The following is a 19,546-nucleotide window of genomic DNA, read 5'->3' on the forward strand; positions in this document are numbered from 1 at the left end:
GCTATCGTCGCCTAGATGGTCAGACCCGAGCGCCGCACCAAGGGCGATCTCGTCGCCGCGGCGACGATCGCGCTTGTCGTGGCCGTCATCGCCGCACTGTTCTGGTGGAACAGCTCCGCGCGGGCCACGATCAGCCGGCCCGCCACTTCGCCCGCGCCCAACCCGATCCCGGCGCGAGTGGTGCCCGACACACTGCAGCAGTTGTGGACCGCGACCAGCCCTCGCACGCTGAGCCCGATCGTCGTGGCCGGCACCGTGGTGACCGGCGACGGGCGGACCGTCGAGGGTCATGACCCGCAGAACGGCCAGACCCGGTGGACGTTCGCCCGTGACACGAACCTGTGCGGGGTGTCCTACGTCTACGACCTCGCCGTCGCGGTGTATCCGGATGCACGCGGCTGCGGACAGGTCAGCAGCATCAGCGGCGGTACCGGCCGCCGCGGACCGACCCGCACCGCGTACGCCGACAAGCAGGTGGTGCTCAGCTCCAACGGCAGCGCCGTGCTGTCGGCCGGGCCGACCCGGCTGGAGCTGTGGCGCTCAGATCTGGTGCGCATGCTGTCCTACGGCGAGATCGATGCCCGGGTCAAACCGGTCAACCAGGGCATCGGTGCCGGCTGCACGCTGATGTCGGCGGCGGCCAGTGACGAGGCCGTGTCGGTGATGGAAGCCTGCCGCGACCAGAAAGACCTGCGCCTGACGCTGCTCAAGCCGGCGAAGGAAGAAGACGAGCCCGACACCAAGAACGTGCCGCTGCCCGGCGTCGGTGCCGATTCCGAGGCCCGCGTGCTGACGGTGTCGGGCACCACCACCGCGGTCTATCTGCCGTCCCCGCAACCACAGATCGCCGTGTACGACGACACCGGCACCAAGATCGCCAGCACGTTGTTGAAAAAGGCTCCGGTGCTTGCCAATCCGGCCCAGGCCGTCACCCACGCCGGCGACTTGTACACCTGGTGGACCGGCGACAGCGTGGAAGTGTTCGACGCGCGGCTGTCCTACCGCTACACCATCGAGGCATCGGCTGCGGTGGCCCCGCTGGGCCCCGGCGCGATGATGGCGGGCCGGCTGCTCATTCCGCTGACCAACGGCATCGGGGTGTACGACCCGACCAGCGGCACCAGCGAGCGGATCATCGCCGTCACCCACCCGGCCGGCAATGGACCGGTGGTGCCCGCCGTCACCGGCTCGACGGTGATCGAGCAGCGCGGTGCCGCACTGGCCGTGTTCGGGACGAAACCCTAGACCTCGGGCGTGTAGGTCGGCAGCACCTTGCCGGACTTCCAATGCTTCAGCAGCGCGGCCGCCAGATCGCGATACGCCATGCCGCCCTTGCTCTTTCGGCCTGCCAGTACCGACGAGCCGGATGCGCTGGCCTCGGCAAAGCGGACCGTGCGCGGGATCGGCGGGGCCAGCACCGGCAGGTTGTAGCGGTCGGCGACGTCGAGCAGCACGTCGCGGCTGTGGGTGGTGCGCGAGTCGTACAGCGTGGGCAATGCGCCCAACAGCTTCAGGTTCGGGTTGGTGATCTGCTGCACGTCGTCGACCGTGCGGAGGAACTGCCCGACCCCGCGATGCGCCAGCGTCTCGCACTGCAGCGGCACGATCACCTCGTCGGCCGCGGTCAGCCCGTTGAGGGTGAGCACACCCAGCGACGGTGGACAGTCGATGATCACCACGTCGAACTGGTCGAGCTTGTCCAACGCGCGCTTGAGGGCGTACTCACGTCCGGCGCGCATCAGCAGCATCGCTTCCGCGCCGGCGAGGTCGATGTTGGCCGGCAGCAGGGTCATGCCTTCGGCCGTCTCCACCAGCGCCGCATTGGGCTCGACGTCGCCGAGCAGCACCTCGTGCACCGACACCGGCAACTTGTCCGGATCGGTGCCCAGCGAAAACGTCAGGCACCCCTGTGGGTCCAGGTCGACGAGCAAGACACGCTTGCCCGCATCGGTGAAAGCCGCCCCTAGAGACGCGACCGTGGTTGTCTTGGCCACCCCACCCTTCTGGTTGGCCACCGCCAATACTCGGGTCACACCGACCATCCTTGCAGGTTCGCCGGAGTTACGTCCCGGCTGCCACGGCGCGCCTGGTCATCGGGCAGAATCAATGATCGTGAGTGTCGGTACGCATCGGTTGGTCCTGCTTCGGCACGGCGAGACCGAATGGTCCAAGAGCGGCCAGCACACCAGCACCACCGACCTCGACCTCACCGAGCACGGGCGCGAGCAGGCCAAACTGGCCGCACACACGATCGAGCACCTCGGACTGGACAACCCGCTGGTGGTCAGCAGCCCGCGCAAGCGCGCCCTGGCCACCGCCGAGCTGGCCGGGCTCACCGTGGACGACGTGTCGCCGCTGCTGTCGGAGTGGAACTACGGCGACTACGAGGGTCTGACCACCCACCAGATCCGCACCGACACCCCCGGCTGGCTGCTGTGGACCTACGGCTGCCCCGGCGGCGAGAGCGTCGACCAGGTCAGCATGCGCGCCGACCAGGCGGTGTCCTATGCGCTGGAGCGCATGGTCCACCGCGACGTGGTGTTCGTCGGGCACGGGCACTTCTCCCGCTCGGTGGTGACGCGCTGGGTGGAGCAGCCACTGCGTGAGGGTGCACGCTACGGGTTCGGTGCGGCCTCGGTTGCGGTGTGCGGCTTCGAGTACGGCCTGCGACAGCTCTCGGCGCTGGGCTTGACCAGCCACCGCGAGCCGGTCACCGGGACGTGATGGCTCTTCCGTCCTTTGTGCTGAGCGGCCCCGCCGGAACAGTCGTCGCCGAGGGGATCCAGACGGGATACGACGACGTCGCGGCAGCGGCGGCGGCGCTGGCCGACGGCTCGGCGGACGTGGTGGTGGGCGCGCTGCCGTTCGACATCCGGAGCAGGGCTGCGCTGCTGGTTCCGACGACGGTGACGTTCGGCGACACCCTTCCGTCCTGGTCGACGGCGCCGCTGCCCGCGGTGCGGATCGACGCGATGGTGCCCGCACCGGAGGAGCATCGCGCCCGCATCCGCGCCGCCCTGGATCGCCTGACCGCGCCCGAAAGTACTTTGCAGAAGGTCGTTTTGGCGCGGGCACTGCGTCTGGTCGCCGACGGGCCGCTCGACGCACGCGCGATCCTGCAGCAGCTGGTGGCCGCCGACCCCGAAGCCACCGCCTACCTGGCCGACCTGTCCGTCGCGGGAGGTGACCACACCGGCACCGTGTTGGTGGGTGCGAGCCCCGAACTGCTGGTCGCGCGGTCGGGTGATGTGGTGACCTGTCAGCCGTTCGCCGGGTCGGCGCCGCGTTCGGCCGATCCACAGGCCGACGCCGCCAGCGGCGCCGCGCTGGCCGAGTCGGGTAAGAACCGCCACGAACATCAGCTGGTCGTGGACACCATGCGCGCCGCGCTCGAACCGCTGTGCACCGAACTGGACATCGCGCTGCAACCGCAACTGAGCCGCACCGCCGCACTGTGGCATCTGTCCACCCCGATCCGCGGCCGGCTGCGTGACACCTCCACCACCGCAATCGATTTGGCGCTGGCACTACATCCGACCCCGGCCGTGGGCGGGGTGCCCACCGCGGCCGCGGTCGATCTCATCGCACAGCTCGAGGGCGACCGCGGCTTCTATGCCGGCGCAGTCGGCTGGTGCGATGCTCGCGGCGACGGCCGCTGGGTGGTCGCGATCCGCGGCGCGCAACTGTCCGCCGACCAGTTGGGGGCGCTCGCCCAGGCCGGCGGCGGTATCGTCGCCGAATCCGACGCGGATGACGAAGTCGCAGAGACCACAACGAAATTCAGAACCATACTGTCGGCCCTGGGGGTGCAGCAATGACCGTGATCCGAATGGCCCGTCCCGGCGACGAGCCCGAGATTGTCGCGATGATCCGCGAACTCGCCGAGTTCGAGCACGCCCTCGATCACTGCACGGTGACCGAAAGTCAGATCACGGCAGCACTTTTCGGCGACAATCCGCCTGCGTCCTGCCATGTGGTCGAGATCGACGGCGAGGCCGCCGCGGTGGCCCTGTGGTACCGGACCTTCTCCACCTGGGACGGCGTGGCCGGCGTCTTTCTGGAAGACCTGTTCGTGCGCGACAAGTTTCGCCGCCGCGGGCTGGCCCGCACGCTGCTGGCGACGCTGGCCAAGGTGTGCGTCGACAACGGCTACACCCGCCTGGCGTGGGAAGTGCTGGACTGGAACGTCAACGCGATCGCGCTCTACGACGCCGTGGGCGGTAAGCAGATGTCGGAATGGCTCAACTACCGGGTCAGCGGTCCTGAGCTCGACGCGCTGGCGGCTGAGGTCTAGTTCTCCGCCCGGGAGGCCCAGCGCAGCGCAGGCGGACTGAACAGCAACCCCAGCACCGCGATGGCGACCCCACCCATCGCGATCGCGTAGATCGGCTGGTGGGCGGCGACGATGTACCAGGCCACCGGCAGCAGCAGCAGGTTGGCGAACACCGCGATGCCCCGGCCCCAGCGACGCCCGGTGATCAGCCCCCACCCGGCAGCCGCGACCGCGGCGCCCATCACCGCGAACCAGCCTGCCGTGCCGTAGCCGTTGACGATGTGCTGGTCAGCGCCGGCCACTGCGCGCACCACCAACACCACGGCCACGACGATCGCCACGACACCTTCGGCAGCCGCCGCGAGGCCGGCGTAGCGGACCACGGGCGGGACAACGGATTCGGTCACCTCCGTAAGGTAGCCGGTCACCTCAGACGGTTTCCGGGCGCGCGGCGCGAGTCCAGCCCAGCGGGTTGAGGCTCCGATAGGGGTCCGTCTCCCGCAGGCTGAGCAGGTCGTCGAGGATCTGCTCCAGCGCGGTCTTCGTACGGCGCTTCACCTCGTCGGCCCAGCCCGCTGCGTCGATGCCCAGCGGTGTCGTGGTGTCGATGGGCTTGCCGAATCGCAGGTACATCCGCTCCGGGCGCGGAATGAGGGTCGGTCCGATCCCGCGCATCAGCGGCATCGCCATATCCGGTCGGCCGCCGAAGCGGCCGCTCATGGCCTGACTGAACCGGCCCCACGCGCTGTCCCGCGTCGTCAGACTGCGGTACACGTCGTCTCCGCCGACGAGTCCCACCGGGACGATGGGATAGCCGTTTTCCACCGCGATCCGCGCAAATCCCGACCGCCCCTGCCAGCGCAGTTTGTATTCCTCACCCTTGAACTTCGGAATCTCACGGCCGCCCCCGGGAAAGACCAGGATGGTCTGGTCGTGATGCATGAGTTCACGCGCGGTTTCCGGCGCTCCGACCACGCCGCCGAATGCCGCCAGCAGGTCGCCAGGCAGACCACGCATCTGCCCGAACTGACGGTCGGCCAGCGGCCGCACCCGGACCCCGATCTCCCGGCGCACCGCGTACGGGATCAGGAGGGCCTCGGCACCGCCCTGAGTGTGGTTGCCCACCAACAGAAACCGGCCGTCAGCGGGCAGGTTGTGCAACCCGTCGATGTAGGGGCGCACCAGGTCGACCACCGGATCGATGCCGTCGGCGACGGCACCGAGCACCCGCTTGAGGACGCGAACCCGCGGCGGGTGGTTCATCACGGCCGCGACGTCGACCGCTGCTCGGCTCTCCACTGTGGCTCCTCACTTTCACACCCAACTACAAACGAACTAGTTCGTTCTTTATACTCCTGATTTATGAGGAGTACCTCTGAGCTGCGCGACCAGATCCTGGGCGCCGCCCGCACCGAGTTCGCCCGGTACGGATTCGCCGGCGCCCGGATCGACCGCATCGCCACGGCCGCCAGCGCCAGCAAGGAACGCCTCTACGCCCACTTCGGCGACAAGGAGGCGCTCTTCCGCGAGGTGCTCGCCGCCAACGTCGCGGAGTTCTTCCAGACGGTCCGGATGCTGCCCGACAACGTGCCGGAATTCGTCGGCGGGATGTTCGACCTCAGCGTGCGCCAGCCCGAGCACCACCGGATGGTGTCATGGGCCCATCTCGAGGGGCTGACCCTGGAGCCACCCAGCGCTGACGGGTTACCCCTGCCCCAGCTGGCCCTCGCCGCCATCGCGGAGGCTCAGGCCACGGGTCATGTCGACCCGTCGTGGGACCCGGGTGACCTGATCGTCGTCCTCTTCGGGATCGCGTTGGCATGGGCGCACTGGCCCGACCCCGCGGCCGCCACCACCTCGGCGGCGGTACTGGCTCGTCGACGCGCCGCAGCGGTCGAGGCGGCAGCCCGCGTCATCGCGCCTAGCGCCGGAACACCACCCACCGCATTGCGCAGTACATGAAGATGCCCTCGCAGGCTCCCGCCGCCATCCGGGCCGCGTGGTACTCGACACCAAGGGCCCGCAACGCGGTGGAGACACCGAGGATGAACGCCAGATAGTTGATCGCCACCACGACGACGTAGAGACCGACCTGCGGCCCCACCGCGCCGTGCGACTGGAAATTCACCACCCGGTTGAGGACGTAACTGGTCGCGAAGGCGCACACGTAGGCCACCGTCACCGCGGCCCCGAACGTCACGTGCAGCACACCGTGTAGCAGCGTCAGCACCAGCAGGTCGAGCGCGAAGGTGCCGGAGTTGATTACCACGAAGCCCAGAAAGGTCGGCGGCACAACCGAATTCAGCCCGAACGGCAGGCGCGTGACCGCCGCCTCACAGGCCCGGTGGAACCAGCCGACGGCATTGACCGAACCCGGCTCCGACCCCACGACCACGTCGCGAGCATGCCACCGGCAGCTGTCCGCTTCGTGATGAGCAGACAAACACTTCGAACAGCGTCTGCGCACCCGTCTAGGCTCATGGCTCGTGCGTGCCGTCCTGATCGTCAACCCGAACGCCACTTCCACCACTGCGGCCGGCCGCGACCTCCTCGCCCACGCACTGGAGAGCCGGGTGGACCTGTCCGTCGTCCACACCGACCACCGCGGCCATGCCATCGAGATCGCCGAAGCAGCCAGGAACGACGGCACCGACGTGATCATCGTGCACGGTGGCGACGGAACGGTGAATGAAGTGGTCAACGGGCTGCTGGGCAGGCCTGGCCGGAGGGCAGGAGCGCAGCGACCCGGGAACGAGCAGGAAGAGTTGCCGGAGACGATGCCGGCGGTGGCGGTGGTGCCGGGCGGTTCGGCCAACGTGTTCGCCCGCGCGCTCGGGATCAGCCCCGACCCGATCGTGGCGACAAACCAGCTGGTCGACCTGCTCAGCGCGCGCCGCAACGGCGCGGCCTGGCGCAAGATCGGGCTGATGGACTGCGGCGAGCGCTGGGCGGTGTTCACCGCCGGAATGGGCGTGGACGGCGACGTGGTGGCGGCGGTCGAGGCGCAGCGCGCCAAGGGCCGCAAGGTCACCCCGGGCCGCTACATCCGCGTCGCGGTCCGCGAGATGCTGTCCAGCGCCCGCAACGAGCCGCTGCTGACCCTCGAACTGCCGGGTCAACCACCACGAAGCGGCGTCTACTTCGCGTTCATCTCGAACTCCAGCCCGTGGACCTACGCCAACACCAGGCCGGTGTGGACCAACCCGGACACCACCTTCGAGACCGGGCTGGGCGTCTTCGCAATCACCAGCATGAATGTCTGGCGCAACCTGATGCTGGTGCGCCGGATGCTGTCGAAGAAGCCGGTGATCAAGGCCAAGCACCTGATCCGCTACGACGACCTGGCGTGGGTGCGGGTCACCGCCGACGAACCGGTCGCCAGCCAGATCGACGGAGATTTTCTGGGGCTGCGCGCGGAAATGACGTTTCGCGTGGTTCCGGGGGCCCTCAGCGTCGTCGCCCCGCCCGCCAAGAAGGGCTCTGACCAGCAGTAATGGGATTGCGCCTAAGGATTCAGGGCGCAGATGAGTTGAGTGTAGTACAAACGGATAGAGGGCCCGGCAACCCACCCCCAGCGGAACGTTGAAGTGAGGTTGCCCACTTGTTAACTGAGTTCTATTGACATCCGTCGAGGACGTGAAACGATCGGATGCAACAACACAGAAACATTTGTGTGCACTGCATTAACAGCCGAAGAAAAAGCAAGTGCGCTTCGTCGCGCACATAGTAAGGAGTAGCGACAAATGGATTGGCGCCATAAGGCGGTCTGCCGTGACGAGGATCCGGAACTGTTCTTCCCCGTGGGGAACAGCGGCCCGGCGCTCGCCCAGATCGCTGACGCGAAGCTCGTCTGTAACCGTTGTCCGGTCACGACTGAGTGCCTGACCTGGGCTTTGGATTCCGGCCAGGACGCCGGCGTCTGGGGCGGCATGAGCGAGGACGAGCGCCGTGCGCTGAAGCGTCGCAATGCCCGCACCCGCGCACGCACCAGCGTCTAAGCCCGCTCTTTCGACAATTTTGACATCGCGGCCCCGGCAAATGCCAGGGCCGCGATTTCTATTTGCAAATGTCTTCTCCGTCACATTTGCTATTGGGGAAGTCGAGCACTGGAACGCCGGCCGAGTGGTACCCGCAACACGACATCGGTCCCGCCGCCGGGGACGTCGTGCATTCCCAGCGAGCCGTCGAGTTCAGCGGTGACCAGCGTCCGCACGATCTGCAGGCCCAGCCGGTCGGACTTCTCCAACGAGAACCCCTCGGGAAGACCACGCCCGTCGTCGTGCACCACGACGTCGAGCCACCGCGCCGAACGCTCCGCCCGGATGGTCACGCAGCCCTGCTTGGCCGTCGACTCGAAGGCATGCTCGATGGCGTTCTGCACCAACTCGGTCACCACCATCACCAGGGCGGTGGCCCGATCGGCGTCGAGCACCCCCAACGCCCCGTCCCGGTTGATCCGGATGGGGGTATCGACGCGGGCGACGTCGTTCATGATCGGCAGGATCCGGTCGATGACCTCGTCGAGGTTGACCTCCTCGTCCACCGACATCGACAGCGCCTCGTGGACCTGAGCGATGGACGCGACGCGTCGTACCGACTCCATCAACGCCTCGCGGGCCTCCTCGTTGCTGGTCCGGCGGGACTGGAGGCGCAACAGCGCGGCGACGGTCTGCAGGTTGTTCTTCACCCGGTGGTGGATCTCGCGGATCGTGGCGTCCTTGGACAGCAGGGCGCGGTCGCGGCGCTTGACCTCGGTGACGTCCCGAATCAGCACCGCCGCCCCCGCAGCGGCGCCGTGAACCACCAGCGGCAGGGTGCGCAGCAGTACCGCGGCTCCGCCGGCATCGACCTCCAGACGCATGCTCGACCCGCCGGACAGTGAGTCGCGGACGTGTTCGGCCAATTCCTGGGCCTCGAACGGGTCGGAGATCAGCGGCCGGGTGATGACCACCAGGTTGTGGCCCTCCAACTCGGCGGCCAACCCCATCCGGTGATAGGCCGACAGCGCATTGGGGCTGGCATAGACGACGACCCCGTCGACGTCGAGGCGGATGAACCCGTCGCCGACGCGTGGGCTCGACCGGGACAGCGCCAAGTCCCCCACGTTGGGGAAGGTGCCCTCGGACAGCATGTGCAGCAGGTTGCCCGCACAGTCCAGGTAGGCCCGCTCCAGGGGCGACGACGTGCGACGCTCCGCCAGGGCGGTCTGGTGGGTCAGCACGGCCACCACCTGGTTGCTGTAGCGCACCGGGACCGCTTCGACGTTGATACCGGGTTCGCGCAGCTCGAGATCGCTGTCGCCGCGCCCGATCGCCCCCGACGTGAAGGCCGAGGTCACCAGCGGCAGATCGCCGTCCGCGACGACGGAGCCGACGGCGTCCCGGATCAGGACCGTCGGGGCGGTGTTGGGTCGGCATTGGGCCACGCAGACCAGCGCGCCGTCATCGCGGCGCACCCACATCAGATAGTCGGCGAACGAGAGATCCGCCAGCAGCTGCCATTCGCCGACCACGGCATGCAGGTGATCGACCGCGCTGCCCGGCAGCATCGTGTGCTCGGCAAGCAGGTCACCGAGGGTGGACACCGAAGCTAGTCGATCACGGCAATGAGGTCGCCGGCCTGGATGACGTCGCCCACGGACACGCTGACCTCGGTGATGGTGCCGGCCACTTCGGCCAGCACCGGGATCTCCATCTTCATGGACTCCAGAAGCACCAGGGTGTCTCCCGCGCCGATCTGGTCACCCTTGCTGACCACTACCTCGAGCACACTGGCCACGATTTCGGCGCGCACATCCTCGGCCATCTTCACCTCACTCTTGGTACCGCTCGTCTCTCAATGCCGCTCTATCGAACCACAACACCGGGTGGTCAGAGGTTCGACTGCGCCGTGAGACACTTTATTCAGAGCTCAACCATGCAGCGAAAAATATCGGAGGTACATCATGGCCAAGCGTGGTCGTAAGAAGCGTGACCGCAAGCACAGCAAAGCCAATCACGGCAGGCGTCCCAACGCCTGATACACACTCAGGCTAGTTATAAAGGGCCCGGCATTGCCGGGCCCTTTATTTGTTGGAGCGTCAACCGCGCCGGATGATCGTGGTCTGGCTGATCTGTAGCCGTACCTTCTCCAGCAGGTGCTGGGGCGCCTTCTCCCCACTGCACCGCGACGCGACCAACTTCTTGATCCGCTCCTCGACGCCGTAATGGCGCAGGCACGTCGGGCACTCTTCGAGGTGATGACGCAGGCGATCTCGCGTCTCCGTGGTGCATTCACCGTCGAGCAGCGTCCAGACCTCGGCAATCACCGCAGCGCACTCGGGGTGGTCGGGGTCGACCGGTCCGATCGGCGGGCGCCATTCCGTATCGCCCGATACGTTCTCGTCGCTCATGAGACAACCTCCTCCGGCGCGTCCTCCGCCTGGCCGCGGTTGAATCCGCGCTCCTTGGCGACATCGGCCAGCAGGCCGCGTAGTTGGCGCCTGCCTCGGTGCAGCCGGGACATCACCGTCCCGATCGGGGTATCCATGATTTCGGCGATCTCCTTGTACGGGAAGCCCTCGACGTCGGCGTAGTACACCGCCATCCGAAACTCCTCGGGCAGTGCCTGCAGAGCTTCCTTGATCTCGGTGTCGGGCAGCAGCTCGAGCGCCTCGACCTCGGCCGACCGCAGACCTGTGGAGGTGTGCTCGGCGTTGGCCGCCAACTGCCAGTCGGTGATCTCCTCGGTCGGATACTCCGCCGGCTGGCGCTGCTTCTTGCGGTAACTGTTGATGTAGGTGTTCGTCAGAATCCGGTACAACCAGGCTTTGAGGTTGGTGCCCTCGCGGAACGACCGGAAGCCGGCGTAGGCCTTGACCATGGTTTCCTGCAACAGGTCTTCGGCGTCGGCCGGGTTGCGCGTCATGCGGAGGGCACCGCCGTAGAGCTGGTCGAGCAACGGAATCGCGTCACGCTCGAAGCGTGCCGTCAACTCCGCATCGGACTCTTCGCGTTCGGCGACCTGGGCTGGGCCCGAACCGTCGGCGCTGTCGATGTCGGTCATTGTGGGTGACACAGTCCCTTCTGCCGCTGCGCCCGGGACGAGCTCCAGCAGCGGTATCGGACGGATGAAAAGTACGGGTGCCTGCTCATCGGCCATCATGCAGATTGCAGCTGACACCGGACTTCTCTCCTTCCAATCCTAAGGCTGTGACCAACATCTTTTCGGTCGCGGGCCTCGAGAGCTGCGACCAATGTTCACAACGGCATTTCTCACCGCGCTATTTCCCGTGGTTATTCTGTGCCCCGTGAGTCGTGCGGCCACCCCGGCGATCGCCGCGCTGATGGCGGCCGATGCACCCCATGAGGTGCTGCGTTACCACCATGACCCGCGCTCGGATTCCTACGGCGACGAGGCCGTGGCCGCTCTGGCAGGCGATTCGGTGGTGCCTGAACAGATCTTCAAGACGCTGGTGATCGCGTCGGGTTCAGTGCTGGCGGTGGCGGTCTTGCCGGTTCCGTGGAAGCTGTCGCTCAAGGCCGCCGCCGCCGCGCTGGGGCTCTCGAAGGCGGCGATGGCCGACCGCGCCGCCGCCGAACGGGCCACCGGCTACGTGCTGGGCGGGATCTCGCCGCTGGGACAACGCAAGCGGCTGCCGACGGTGGTCGACGCGTCGGCGCTGGGCTATGACCGGGTGCTGTGCAGTGCGGGCAAGCGGGGCTGGGATGTCGCGCTGGCGCCAGAGGATCTGATTCGGCTGACCGACGCCGTGACTGCCGACATCCGCGCCGTCTAGGGTGACGGAATGTCCTTCTCCGGCAAGACCATGTTCATCTCGGGAGCCAGCCGCGGCATCGGGCTGGCCATCGCCAAACGCGTCGCCGCCGACGGCGCCAACATCGCGCTGGTGGCCAAGACCACCGAGCCGCATCCCAAGTTGCCCGGCACCATCTACACCGCCGCCAAGGAGATCGAAGAGGCCGGCGGCCAGGCGCTGCCGATCGTTGGCGACGTCCGCGACGGCGACTCGGTGGCCGACGCGGTGGCCAAGGCCGTCGAGCAGTTCGGCGGCATCGACATCTGCGTGAACAACGCCTCGGCGATCAACCTCGGCTCCATCGAGGAGGTGCCGCTCAAGCGGTTCGACCTGATGAACGGCATCCAGGTGCGCGGCACCTACGCCGTCTCACAGGCGTGTATCCCGCACATGAAGGGCCGGGAGAATCCGCACATCCTGACGCTCTCCCCGCCGATCCGGCTGGAATCGCAGTGGCTCAAGCCGACCCCCTACATGATGGCGAAGTTCGGAATGACGTTGTGCGCCTTGGGAATCGCCGAGGAGATGCGCGACGCCGGGATCGCCTCCAACACGCTGTGGCCGCGCACCATGGTCGCCACCGCGGCGGTGCAGAACCTGCTCGGCGGTGACGAGGCCATGGCCCGCTCCCGTAAGCCCGAGGTCTATGCCGACGCGGCCTACGCGGTGCTGAGCAAACCGGCCCGCGACTACACCGGACAGACGCTGCTGTGCGAGGACGTGCTGGTGGACTCCGGCGTCAGCGACCTGTCGGTCTACGACTGCATCCCCGGTTCGGAGTTGGGGGTGGACCTGTGGGTCGACACCCCCAACCCGCCCGGCTACCGCAACCCCTAGGCGCCGAGCACCTGGACGACGGTGTTGCGGCCGGTCTCCTTGGCGCGGTACATCGCCTCGTCGGCGCGCGCCGTCGCAGTGGTGGCGCTTTCACCGGGAACGGCGAGGGTGGCGCCAATGCTCAAGCTGGCCTGGATGATTCCGCCCGGATGGAGGATCGGTTCAACCGCGCGATGCCGGATCGATTCCGCGATTTCGATGACGGCATTCAGGTCGCGGACTGCGGGCAGGAGGACGAGGATCTCGTCCCCGCCGGTGCGGCCGACGGTGTCGCCCTGACGTACGCACTCGCGGATGCGGGTCGCCAGGGTCGCGAGCACGATGTCGCCGACCGCGTGCCCCCACGTGTCGTTGATGCGCTTGAATCCGTCGACGTCGCAGAACAGCACGCCGAGGCAACCGCCGTCGCCACCGAGCGCGGCCAGCGCTGACTCGAGCCGGGCGATCGCCTCGGCCCGGTTGACCAGCCCGGTGAGTTCGTCGAACCGGGCCAGCCGCTCGAGCCGGCGCTCGAACTCGACCTGGTCATCGACCACGCGCAGCGCCGCGATCACGCCGTCGGCACCTCCGTCGGCGCCCACGTAGGGCTTCGAGCGACAGTCGACCCAGCGGAATCCGCCGTCGCCGCAGATGATCCGGAACCGTTCGACGGTGGGTTCCGCTGTGCCGGTGCGCTGCCCGCCCACCGTGACCGAGCCGACGTCGTCGGCGTGGATATGGCGACCGAAGTCCGAACCGATCCACGAGCTGTCGCCGAAAGTTGTTCGTACAGACGGCGAAGCCCATACGATCTGCGTGCCTCGCAGATGAATGACGGCGTCCACGGCGTTCTCGGCGAGGATGCTGTAGCGCGCTTCGGCGTCCTCGCGTTCGCGGATCAGGAGTGCCCTGTCGATCAGGAGGCGCTGCTCACGCTGGCTCAGGTAGAACACCGCCACGCCGATCACGACGGCGCCCGCCGAGATCGACAGCGCCCACACCGCACCTTCCTCGACCCCGATGGCCAGGAACGCCAACCGGGACAGCCCGACGACGAGCGGCAGCGCGATGAACAACGCGGCCATCCGGACCAGTCCCAGACCATCGGGGCGGGCCAATAGCCAGGCCACCGGATTGGCGTCGGCGCGTCCAGCGAAGGTCGCCGCGATCAGCAGCAGCAAGCAGACCGCGGTCGCGATTCCCATCCCGGTTACCGGCGTCGCCTCGGTGACCGAAAGCGCCTGGAACGTGTAGACCACCGTAACCAGGAACGGTATGACCGCCGCGGACACCAAGCACACCGTGCGTATCGCCCTGACCGCCCGATGGTCCAGGCGCATCAGCGCGACCGCGGTCCCCAGCAAGAGGACTGTCACCGCCGTCTGCACGCTGGGACGACCGGGCCATGGTCTGTGCATCGCCTCGACGCCGCCGGGGAACCACAGCCTGTCCACCCCGAATGCCAGGCCGGTCGCGTATTCGGCGAGGAACACCATCGCTATCGCGGCGCAGGCCACGGCCAACCCACGGGCGACCCATATCCGGGCCCGGGTGGCAGGCCCGGACTGCACCAGGATGGCCACGCCGAGGGTGGCCATCACCAGTGCGGCCCACGGCGTCATCTGCGGCCACGACCGAAAGACTCTGGTCAACCGCACTGTGCCGGTCGCCCAACCGAGCCAGTTCGCGGCGCTGACCACGAAGACCAACGCCAACGCCGAACGGCCAGCTCGACGCACCAGCGTTTCGAGCTGCGCGTCGAGCTCGGTCTCGGCCATCGGATCTCCCCGTGCAACGGTGTACCGGCATTGTGCCGCACCGGGGTGTCACCGCGACGCACGTTCACCGGGCATTACGTCGGCAAACGCAGATGACTTAAGTCAACATCGTGGACGCGTCGGGCGAAGCCCGCGCTGCTAGTTCTTCGGGCGAAGCCCGCGCTGCTAGTTCTTCGGACGCAGTCCGAAGCGGCGCAGACCGCTGCCCGCGAACGCCCGCATCGCCGCCAGCGCGATCCGGCCCTGCCGCTGCGACGACGAGTACCAGACGAGCTCGGACTTCTGGGTGGGAATTCGCGGAGCCGTGATCGCCTGCTGACGGCAGAACTTGATCAGGCCGCTGGGGCCGCCGGCCCGATAGCCGATGCCGGAGTCCTTCCAGCCGCCCATCGGAAGCGACGGGCAGAAGACGTTGGTCAGGGCGTCGTTGATGTTGACGGCCCCGCACTCCAGGCGACGGGCGACGCGCTCACCGCGCTCGACGTCGCCGGTCCACACCGTGGCCGACAACCCGTACTTGGAGTCGTTGGCCAACCGGATGGCCTCCTCCTCGTCGGCGACCTTCACCACCGGCAGCGTCGGGCCGAAGGTCTCCTCGGCAATGCAGGACATCGTCGGCGTGACGTCGGCCAGCACGGTCGGCTGGTAGAACGTGCCGACCCCGGTGGGCTTACCCCCGGTCAGCACGCGCGCCCCGGCGGCGACGGCGTCCTTGACGTGACCGTCGACGATATCGCGCTGGGCTGCGGTGGCCATCGCGCCGGTGTCGTACTTGAAGCCCGAATCTTCTTGACCCTGAGCGATATTGCGAACATTCGCGGTGAGCTTGCCGATGAATTCGTCGTACACCGGGGCCTCGACGTACACCCGCTCGACCGAGATGCAGACCTGCCCGGAGTTGAACATCCCGCCCCAGGCGATGCCGTTAGCGGCGCGGTCGATGTCGGCGTCGGCCAGCACGATCGCCGGATCCTTGCCGCCGAGCTCCAGGCTGAACGGGATCAGCCGCTCGGCGCAGGCCACCGCGACCTTGCGGCCGGTGGCGGTCGATCCGGTGAAGTGGACGTAATCGGCATTGTTGATCACCGCGGCGCCGGTCTCGCCGTATCCGGTCGCCAGGCTCAGCACCGGCGGAGCACCGACCTCGGTCCAGCCCCGGGCGAACTCGACGGCCGAAAGTGGGGTCACCTCAGACGGTTTGAGCAACACCGCCGCCCCCGCGGCGAGCGCGGGCACCACGTCCAGGGCCAGCATCGCCAGCGGGAAGTTCCACGGCTCGATGATCCCGACCAACTGGTACGGGCGGTAGCGGGTGGTGAGCTTCTTGATCTTGTACAGCGGGCTGTGCGGCTTGGGGTGCGCGTCGGCCAGGAACGCTTCGGCGTTGCCGGCCCAGTACTTGATCGAGTCGGCGATCGCCACCGGTTCCAGGCTGGCGTCGTTGCGCGACTTGCCCGACTCCGACATCAACACCTCGGTGAGGTGATCGGCGTTGTCGAGGATCCAATCCTGCCACTTGTACATCCAGACCTTGCGTCCGCGCGGGCCGATCTCTTCCCACTCGGTTTGGAACAACCGGAGCTCGCGGGCTTTCGCGGCGACGGCGTCCGGACCGTCCACCGGCACGGAGCCGGCGACGCGGCCGTCGGCCGGGTTGTGCACGGTGATCGTGGCCTTGTCGGCCTTGGGCTCGACGGCGGTCATGGCCGCTCCTCTCGCTGGTCAGGTCTTGGCTGTGAGCCTAACCGGCACCGTGCCGCTAGAACAGGCCAACCGGTTGGTTGTGTGGCTCGGCAGGCTCGATGAGCTCCGGGCCGTTGTTGCGGACGCTGTTGACCAGGGTGGAGACCTCGCGCAGGTCGATACCGGCGATATCGGGCGGTGCCGACAACAGGTCGGCGTCGGCCGGCTGATCGGGATCCAGCCAGCGGTCCCAGTCCGCCTCGTCGAGCACCAGCGGCATCCGGTCGTGGATCTCGGCGAGCTCCCCCACGGCGTCGGTGGTGATGATCGTGCACGTCAACAGCGGCGACGCCTCGTCGCTGGCTCGCCATACCGACCACAGCCCCGCCATGAACAGTGGCTCGCCGTCCGCACGAAACATGAAGTACGGCGTCTTACGGGCCTTCTTGCCGGCCGGGGCGTCCGGATTGGGCTTCCACTCGTAGTAGCCGTCCATCGGGACCAGACACCGCTTGCTCTTGGCCGAGGCGCGGAATGCCGGTGAGCTGGTGACCTTTTCCGCACGCGCGTTGATCAGGAGGGGACCCTTGTTGTCCGGGGTTCCGTCGGCCGTCGCCTTCACCCAGGGCGGCACCAGACCCCAGCGCATCAACCGGACCCGCCGGGTCGGGGTGTCGTCCGGATCGGCGTGCCGGCTGACCACCGCGGCGACGGTGGCGGTCGGGGCCACGTTGTAGTTCGGCCCCCGCGCCTCCTTCGCCGCCTCGGTGGCCTCATCGATGGCGTGGATCTTCTCGGCCAGCAGCGCCGGGTCGGTGGTCACCGCGAATCGTCCGCACATGACTCCATGGTGGCGCACGATCCCGACAGGGCAGGATGTATGCCGTGAGCACCGAGTTGTGGGCCGCGCCGTCAACGTCGTCGCCGGTGCATGCGCGCGTCACCGTGCCCGGCTCGAAATCGCAGACCAACCGCACCCTGGTGCTGGCGGCGCTGGCCGCCGCCCAGGGTCAGGGTGAGTCGACGATCAGCGGCGCACTGCGCAGCCGAGACACCGATCTGATGATCGGGGCCATCCAGGCACTCGGCATCGACGTCTCCGGCGCGGGCGCCGAGCTGGCGGTCGGCGGGACGCTCAACCCGGGTCCGCACGCCCGGATCGACTGCGGATTGGCCGGGACCGTCTTGCGGTTCGTGCCGCCGCTGGCCGCGCTGAGCACCGCCGTCGTCGCATTCGACGGTGACGAACAAGCCCGAACGCGACCCATCGCTCCGCTGCTGGACGCGATGCGCGGTCTCGGCGTCGACATCGACGGCAGCGGTCTGCCGTTCGAGGTCCACGGCCGAGGCGCGGTCACAGGCGGCACCGTCCGCATCGACGCGTCGAGCTCCTCGCAGTTCGTCTCGGGCCTGCTGTTGTCCGGCGCGGCGTTCACCGAGGGCCTGACCGTCGTGCACACCGGCACATCGGTGCCCTCGGCTCCGCACATCGAGATGACCGTGGCGATGCTGCGCGAGGCCGGCGTCGACGTCGACGACGCCACCACCAACGAGTGGCGCGTGGCGCCGGGGCCGATCGCGGCACGGCACTGGGACGTCGAACCGGACCTGTCCAACTCGATCCCCTTCTTGGCAGCGGGTGTGGTGACCGGCGGAGCGGTGGGAATCACCGGCTGGCCGTCGGCCAGCGTGCAACCCGCCGAGACCATCCTGAGCATCCTCAAAATTGTGGGATCGACTGTGCACCAGTCAGATTCGCATCTGGAGGTGCGAGGGCCCGAATCGTACGGCGGCTTCGAGGTGGACCTGCACGACGTCGGTGAGCTGGCCCCCGCGGTGGCGGCCCTGGCCGCACTGGCCGAACCGGGCTCGGTGTCGCGACTTACCGGCATCGCCCATCTCCGCGGCCACGAGACCGACCGGTTGGCAGCGCTGAGCGCCGAGATCAGCGGGCTTGGCGGCACCTGCACCGAGACCGACGACGGCCTGGTGATCACCGCGACCCCGTTGCATGCCGGCACCTGGCGTTCCTACGCCGACCACCGAATGGCGATGGCCGGGGCCATCATCGGGCTTCGGGTGCCCGGTGTCGAAGTCGAAGACATCGGGACGACCGCCAAGACGCTGCCGGAATTCGCGGCGCTGTGGACCGAGATGGTGGGGGTCGGTTGAGCCCACGCGAGTACGACGAGTCCGACGTCAAGATCCGGTCGGGCCGTGGCTCGCGTCCGCGCACCAAGACTCGGCCCGAGCACGCCGACGCCGAGGCGGGGATGGTGGTCACCGTCGACCGCGGCCGCTGGGGCTGCGTCCTGGGCGATGATCCGCACCGGCACGTCACCGCGATGCGGGCCCGGGAACTGGGCCGCACCCCCATCGTCGTCGGCGACCAGGTCGATGTCGTCGGCGACCTGAGCGGGCGTCCGGACACGCTGGCCCGGATCGTGCGCCGCGGTGAACGGCGAACAGTGTTGCGCCGCACCGCCGATGACACCGATCCGACCGAGCGGGTGGTGGTCGCCAACGCCGACCAGTTGCTGATGGTGGTGGCCCTGGCCGATCCCCCGCCGCGCACCGGCCTGGTGGACCGGGCGCTGATCGCGGCGTACGCCGGCGGGTTGAGGCCGATTCTGTGCCTGACCAAGACGGATCTGATGCCGGCCGAATCGTTCGCCGAGCAGTTCGCCGATCTGGACCTCGCCGTGCTGACCGCGGGGCGCGACGACCCGATCGACGACGTCGAGAACCTCCTGGCGGGCAAGGTCACCGTTCTGCTCGGCCACTCCGGTGTGGGTAAGTCGACGCTGGTGAATCGGCTTGTCCCGCAGGCATTTCGAGCGACCGGCGAGGTATCAGGGGTGGGCAAGGGCAAACACACCTCGACGCAGTCGGTGGCGTTGCCACTGCCCGGCGGCGGCTGGGTGGTCGACACCCCGGGCATCAGGTCGTTCGGGCTGGCCCATATCGAGCCCGACGACGTGCTGAAAGCGTTTTCGGATCTGGCGGAGGTCATCGAAGAGTGTCCGCGCGGATGTGGCCACCTGGGCCCGCCGGCCGATCCGGAGTGCGCGCTGGACGCGCTCACCGGCGCTCCCGCACGCCGTGTCGCCGCTGCCAGACGACTGCTGTCCGCGTTGTCAGACGGCGCGGCGTACTGATAATTGTTTGCAACACCAACTGAGAGGGCACGCCGCACAG

23 protein-coding genes are annotated in these 19,546 nt (G+C 68.0%); 12 read left to right on the forward strand and 11 right to left on the reverse strand.

The features are described from left to right. The first annotated feature begins 15 nt into the window (after positions 1 to 15). The gene (locus tag D3H54_RS21615; protein WP_149381029.1) at positions 16 to 1,245 is read left to right on the forward strand and encodes an Rv3212 family protein; all 1,230 of its coding nucleotides are present in this window, start codon (positions 16 to 18) and stop codon (positions 1,243 to 1,245) included. Here the strand turns inward: D3H54_RS21615 and D3H54_RS21620 are convergent. After that, positions 1,242 to 2,042 (reverse strand): ParA family protein, encoded by an 801-nt coding sequence (locus D3H54_RS21620; RefSeq protein WP_168214937.1) that lies wholly within the window; start codon positions 2,040 to 2,042, stop codon positions 1,242 to 1,244. The genes D3H54_RS21615 and D3H54_RS21620 overlap by 4 nt on opposite strands. 70 nt (positions 2,043 to 2,112) lie before the next feature. Here D3H54_RS21620 and D3H54_RS21625 point away from each other — a divergent pair, with 70 nt between their 5' ends. From D3H54_RS21625 to D3H54_RS21635, 3 genes are read left to right on the forward strand one after another with little or no spacing between them, the layout of a single operon-like run. Beyond that, positions 2,113 to 2,724: an acid phosphatase gene (locus D3H54_RS21625; RefSeq protein WP_149381033.1), complete on the forward strand. Its 612-nt coding sequence runs from the start codon at positions 2,113 to 2,115 to the stop codon at positions 2,722 to 2,724. Further along, positions 2,724 to 3,818, forward strand: coding sequence for an isochorismate synthase (locus D3H54_RS21630; RefSeq protein ID WP_432246376.1), 1,095 nt, complete (start codon positions 2,724 to 2,726; stop codon positions 3,816 to 3,818). The genes D3H54_RS21625 and D3H54_RS21630 overlap by 1 nt, the downstream gene beginning before the upstream one ends. Beyond that, positions 3,815 to 4,294 (forward strand): GNAT family N-acetyltransferase, encoded by a 480-nt coding sequence (locus tag D3H54_RS21635; protein ID WP_149381037.1) that lies wholly within the window; start codon positions 3,815 to 3,817, stop codon positions 4,292 to 4,294. The genes D3H54_RS21630 and D3H54_RS21635 overlap by 4 nt, the downstream gene beginning before the upstream one ends. Here the strand turns inward: D3H54_RS21635 and D3H54_RS21640 are convergent. Together D3H54_RS21640 and D3H54_RS21645 are read right to left on the reverse strand one after the other, a co-directional pair. Then, a complete protein-coding gene (locus tag D3H54_RS21640; RefSeq protein WP_149381038.1) occupies positions 4,291 to 4,680 on the reverse strand; it encodes a hypothetical protein in 390 nt (129 codons plus the stop codon). The two genes, D3H54_RS21635 and D3H54_RS21640, sit on opposite strands and share 4 nt — an antisense overlap. 22 nt (positions 4,681 to 4,702) lie before the next feature. Continuing rightward, positions 4,703 to 5,536, reverse strand: coding sequence for a lysophospholipid acyltransferase family protein (locus D3H54_RS21645; protein WP_149383669.1), 834 nt, complete (start codon positions 5,534 to 5,536; stop codon positions 4,703 to 4,705). Positions 5,537 to 5,635: 99 nt separating this feature from the next. On the opposite strand from D3H54_RS21645, the gene D3H54_RS21650 reads away from it, so the two are divergent. Further along, a complete protein-coding gene (locus D3H54_RS21650) occupies positions 5,636 to 6,235 on the forward strand; it encodes a TetR/AcrR family transcriptional regulator (RefSeq protein WP_149381040.1) in 600 nt (199 codons plus the stop codon). Here D3H54_RS21650 and D3H54_RS21655 read toward each other — a convergent pair. Beyond that, positions 6,195 to 6,668 (reverse strand): GtrA family protein, encoded by a 474-nt coding sequence (locus tag D3H54_RS21655; RefSeq protein ID WP_149381042.1) that lies wholly within the window; start codon positions 6,666 to 6,668, stop codon positions 6,195 to 6,197. The two genes, D3H54_RS21650 and D3H54_RS21655, sit on opposite strands and share 41 nt — an antisense overlap. A 91-nt stretch (positions 6,669 to 6,759) precedes the next feature. Between D3H54_RS21655 and D3H54_RS21660 the strand changes: the two genes are divergently transcribed. Both D3H54_RS21660 and D3H54_RS21665 read left to right on the forward strand, forming a co-directional pair. Further along, positions 6,760 to 7,767, forward strand: a complete 1,008-nt coding sequence (locus D3H54_RS21660; RefSeq protein WP_149381044.1) for a diacylglycerol/lipid kinase family protein — start codon at positions 6,760 to 6,762, stop codon at positions 7,765 to 7,767. A 249-nt stretch (positions 7,768 to 8,016) separates the two neighbouring features. Beyond that, positions 8,017 to 8,271 (forward strand): WhiB family transcriptional regulator, encoded by a 255-nt coding sequence (locus D3H54_RS21665; protein ID WP_149381046.1) that lies wholly within the window; start codon positions 8,017 to 8,019, stop codon positions 8,269 to 8,271. Positions 8,272 to 8,360: 89 nt separating this feature from the next. Here the strand turns inward: D3H54_RS21665 and D3H54_RS21670 are convergent, their stop codons facing one another. Together D3H54_RS21670 and D3H54_RS21675 are read right to left on the reverse strand one after the other, a co-directional pair. Further along, on the reverse strand, positions 8,361 to 9,857 hold the full coding sequence (locus D3H54_RS21670; RefSeq protein ID WP_149381048.1) for a sensor histidine kinase: 1,497 nt from the start codon (positions 9,855 to 9,857) through the stop codon (positions 8,361 to 8,363). A gap of 5 nt (positions 9,858 to 9,862) precedes the next feature. Further along, positions 9,863 to 10,078: a biotin/lipoyl-binding carrier protein gene (locus D3H54_RS21675; protein WP_149383670.1), complete on the reverse strand. Its 216-nt coding sequence runs from the start codon at positions 10,076 to 10,078 to the stop codon at positions 9,863 to 9,865. Positions 10,079 to 10,217: 139 nt separating this feature from the next. Here D3H54_RS21675 and D3H54_RS32390 point away from each other — a divergent pair, with 139 nt between their 5' ends. After that, entirely contained in the window at positions 10,218 to 10,292 is a 75-nt protein-coding gene (locus tag D3H54_RS32390) for a 50S ribosomal protein bL37 (RefSeq protein WP_085976028.1), read from the forward strand. A gap of 60 nt (positions 10,293 to 10,352) precedes the next feature. Here D3H54_RS32390 and rsrA read toward each other — a convergent pair whose 3' ends face one another. Then, positions 10,353 to 10,664 carry a mycothiol system anti-sigma-R factor gene (rsrA, locus tag D3H54_RS21685; protein WP_149381050.1) on the reverse strand — a complete coding sequence of 104 codons (312 nt, stop codon included), beginning with the start codon at positions 10,662 to 10,664 and terminating at the stop codon, positions 10,353 to 10,355. Continuing rightward, positions 10,661 to 11,317 (reverse strand): sigma-70 family RNA polymerase sigma factor, encoded by a 657-nt coding sequence (locus D3H54_RS21690; RefSeq protein WP_168215099.1) that lies wholly within the window; start codon positions 11,315 to 11,317, stop codon positions 10,661 to 10,663. The genes rsrA and D3H54_RS21690 overlap by 4 nt, the downstream gene beginning before the upstream one ends. A gap of 244 nt (positions 11,318 to 11,561) precedes the next feature. On the opposite strand from D3H54_RS21690, the gene D3H54_RS21695 reads away from it, so the two are divergent. Both D3H54_RS21695 and D3H54_RS21700 read left to right on the forward strand, forming a co-directional pair. Next, positions 11,562 to 12,050, forward strand: a complete 489-nt coding sequence (locus tag D3H54_RS21695) for a YbaK/EbsC family protein (RefSeq protein WP_286198964.1) — start codon at positions 11,562 to 11,564, stop codon at positions 12,048 to 12,050. 9 nt (positions 12,051 to 12,059) lie between these two features. Continuing rightward, positions 12,060 to 12,908, forward strand: a complete 849-nt coding sequence (locus D3H54_RS21700; protein WP_149381054.1) for an SDR family oxidoreductase — start codon at positions 12,060 to 12,062, stop codon at positions 12,906 to 12,908. Here the strand turns inward: D3H54_RS21700 and D3H54_RS21705 are convergent. The 3 genes from D3H54_RS21705 to D3H54_RS21715 all read right to left on the reverse strand — a co-directional run bounded on the left by D3H54_RS21705 (position 12,905) and on the right by D3H54_RS21715 (position 17,189). Further along, positions 12,905 to 14,665 carry a sensor domain-containing diguanylate cyclase gene (locus D3H54_RS21705; RefSeq protein WP_149381056.1) on the reverse strand — a complete coding sequence of 587 codons (1,761 nt, stop codon included), beginning with the start codon at positions 14,663 to 14,665 and terminating at the stop codon, positions 12,905 to 12,907. The genes D3H54_RS21700 and D3H54_RS21705 overlap by 4 nt on opposite strands. Before the next feature lie 165 nt (positions 14,666 to 14,830). After that, entirely contained in the window at positions 14,831 to 16,369 is a 1,539-nt protein-coding gene (locus D3H54_RS21710; RefSeq protein ID WP_149381058.1) for an aldehyde dehydrogenase family protein, read from the reverse strand. A gap of 55 nt (positions 16,370 to 16,424) precedes the next feature. Continuing rightward, complete coding sequence (locus tag D3H54_RS21715) at positions 16,425 to 17,189, reverse strand: SOS response-associated peptidase (RefSeq protein WP_149381060.1); 765 nt, start codon at positions 17,187 to 17,189, stop codon at positions 16,425 to 16,427. 35 nt (positions 17,190 to 17,224) lie between these two features. On the opposite strand from D3H54_RS21715, the gene aroA reads away from it, so the two are divergent. Together aroA and rsgA are read left to right on the forward strand one after the other, a co-directional pair. Further along, positions 17,225 to 18,520: a 3-phosphoshikimate 1-carboxyvinyltransferase gene (gene aroA / locus D3H54_RS21720; protein WP_149381062.1), complete on the forward strand. Its 1,296-nt coding sequence runs from the start codon at positions 17,225 to 17,227 to the stop codon at positions 18,518 to 18,520. Beyond that, positions 18,517 to 19,506, forward strand: coding sequence for a ribosome small subunit-dependent GTPase A (gene rsgA / locus D3H54_RS21725; RefSeq protein ID WP_149381064.1), 990 nt, complete (start codon positions 18,517 to 18,519; stop codon positions 19,504 to 19,506). Before aroA ends, rsgA begins: the two co-directional genes overlap by 4 nt. Positions 19,507 to 19,546: the final 40 nt, after the last annotated feature.

Source organism: Mycobacterium sp. ELW1 (assembly GCF_008329905.1).
Lineage (GTDB): Bacteria > Actinomycetota > Actinomycetes > Mycobacteriales > Mycobacteriaceae > Mycobacterium.

Bases quoted from the DNA above. Each gene is read 5' to 3' on its own strand.
- D3H54_RS21645 (WP_149383669.1), bottom strand. From the start codon at position 5,536: ATGAACCACCCGCCGCGGGTTCGCGTCCTCAAGCGGGTGCTCGGTGCC.
- D3H54_RS21675 (WP_149383670.1), bottom strand. From the start codon at position 10,078: ATGGCCGAGGATGTGCGCGCCGAAATCGTGGCCAGTGTGCTCGAGGTA.
- D3H54_RS21710 (WP_149381058.1), bottom strand. From the start codon at position 16,369: ATGACCGCCGTCGAGCCCAAGGCCGACAAGGCCACGATCACCGTGCAC.
- D3H54_RS21650 (WP_149381040.1), top strand. From the start codon at position 5,636: ATGAGGAGTACCTCTGAGCTGCGCGACCAGATCCTGGGCGCCGCCCGC.
- D3H54_RS21700 (WP_149381054.1), top strand. From the start codon at position 12,060: ATGTCCTTCTCCGGCAAGACCATGTTCATCTCGGGAGCCAGCCGCGGC.
- D3H54_RS21620 (WP_168214937.1), bottom strand. From the start codon at position 2,042: ATGGTCGGTGTGACCCGAGTATTGGCGGTGGCCAACCAGAAGGGTGGG.
- aroA (WP_149381062.1), top strand. From the start codon at position 17,225: ATGTATGCCGTGAGCACCGAGTTGTGGGCCGCGCCGTCAACGTCGTCG.
- D3H54_RS21715 (WP_149381060.1), bottom strand. From the start codon at position 17,189: ATGTGCGGACGATTCGCGGTGACCACCGACCCGGCGCTGCTGGCCGAG.
- D3H54_RS21630 (WP_432246376.1), top strand. From the start codon at position 2,724: ATGGCTCTTCCGTCCTTTGTGCTGAGCGGCCCCGCCGGAACAGTCGTC.
- D3H54_RS21635 (WP_149381037.1), top strand. From the start codon at position 3,815: ATGACCGTGATCCGAATGGCCCGTCCCGGCGACGAGCCCGAGATTGTC.
- D3H54_RS21690 (WP_168215099.1), bottom strand. From the start codon at position 11,317: ATGACCGACATCGACAGCGCCGACGGTTCGGGCCCAGCCCAGGTCGCC.
- D3H54_RS21705 (WP_149381056.1), bottom strand. From the start codon at position 14,665: ATGGCCGAGACCGAGCTCGACGCGCAGCTCGAAACGCTGGTGCGTCGA.
- D3H54_RS21665 (WP_149381046.1), top strand. From the start codon at position 8,017: ATGGATTGGCGCCATAAGGCGGTCTGCCGTGACGAGGATCCGGAACTG.
- D3H54_RS21615 (WP_149381029.1), top strand. From the start codon at position 16: ATGGTCAGACCCGAGCGCCGCACCAAGGGCGATCTCGTCGCCGCGGCG.
- rsrA (WP_149381050.1), bottom strand. From the start codon at position 10,664: ATGAGCGACGAGAACGTATCGGGCGATACGGAATGGCGCCCGCCGATC.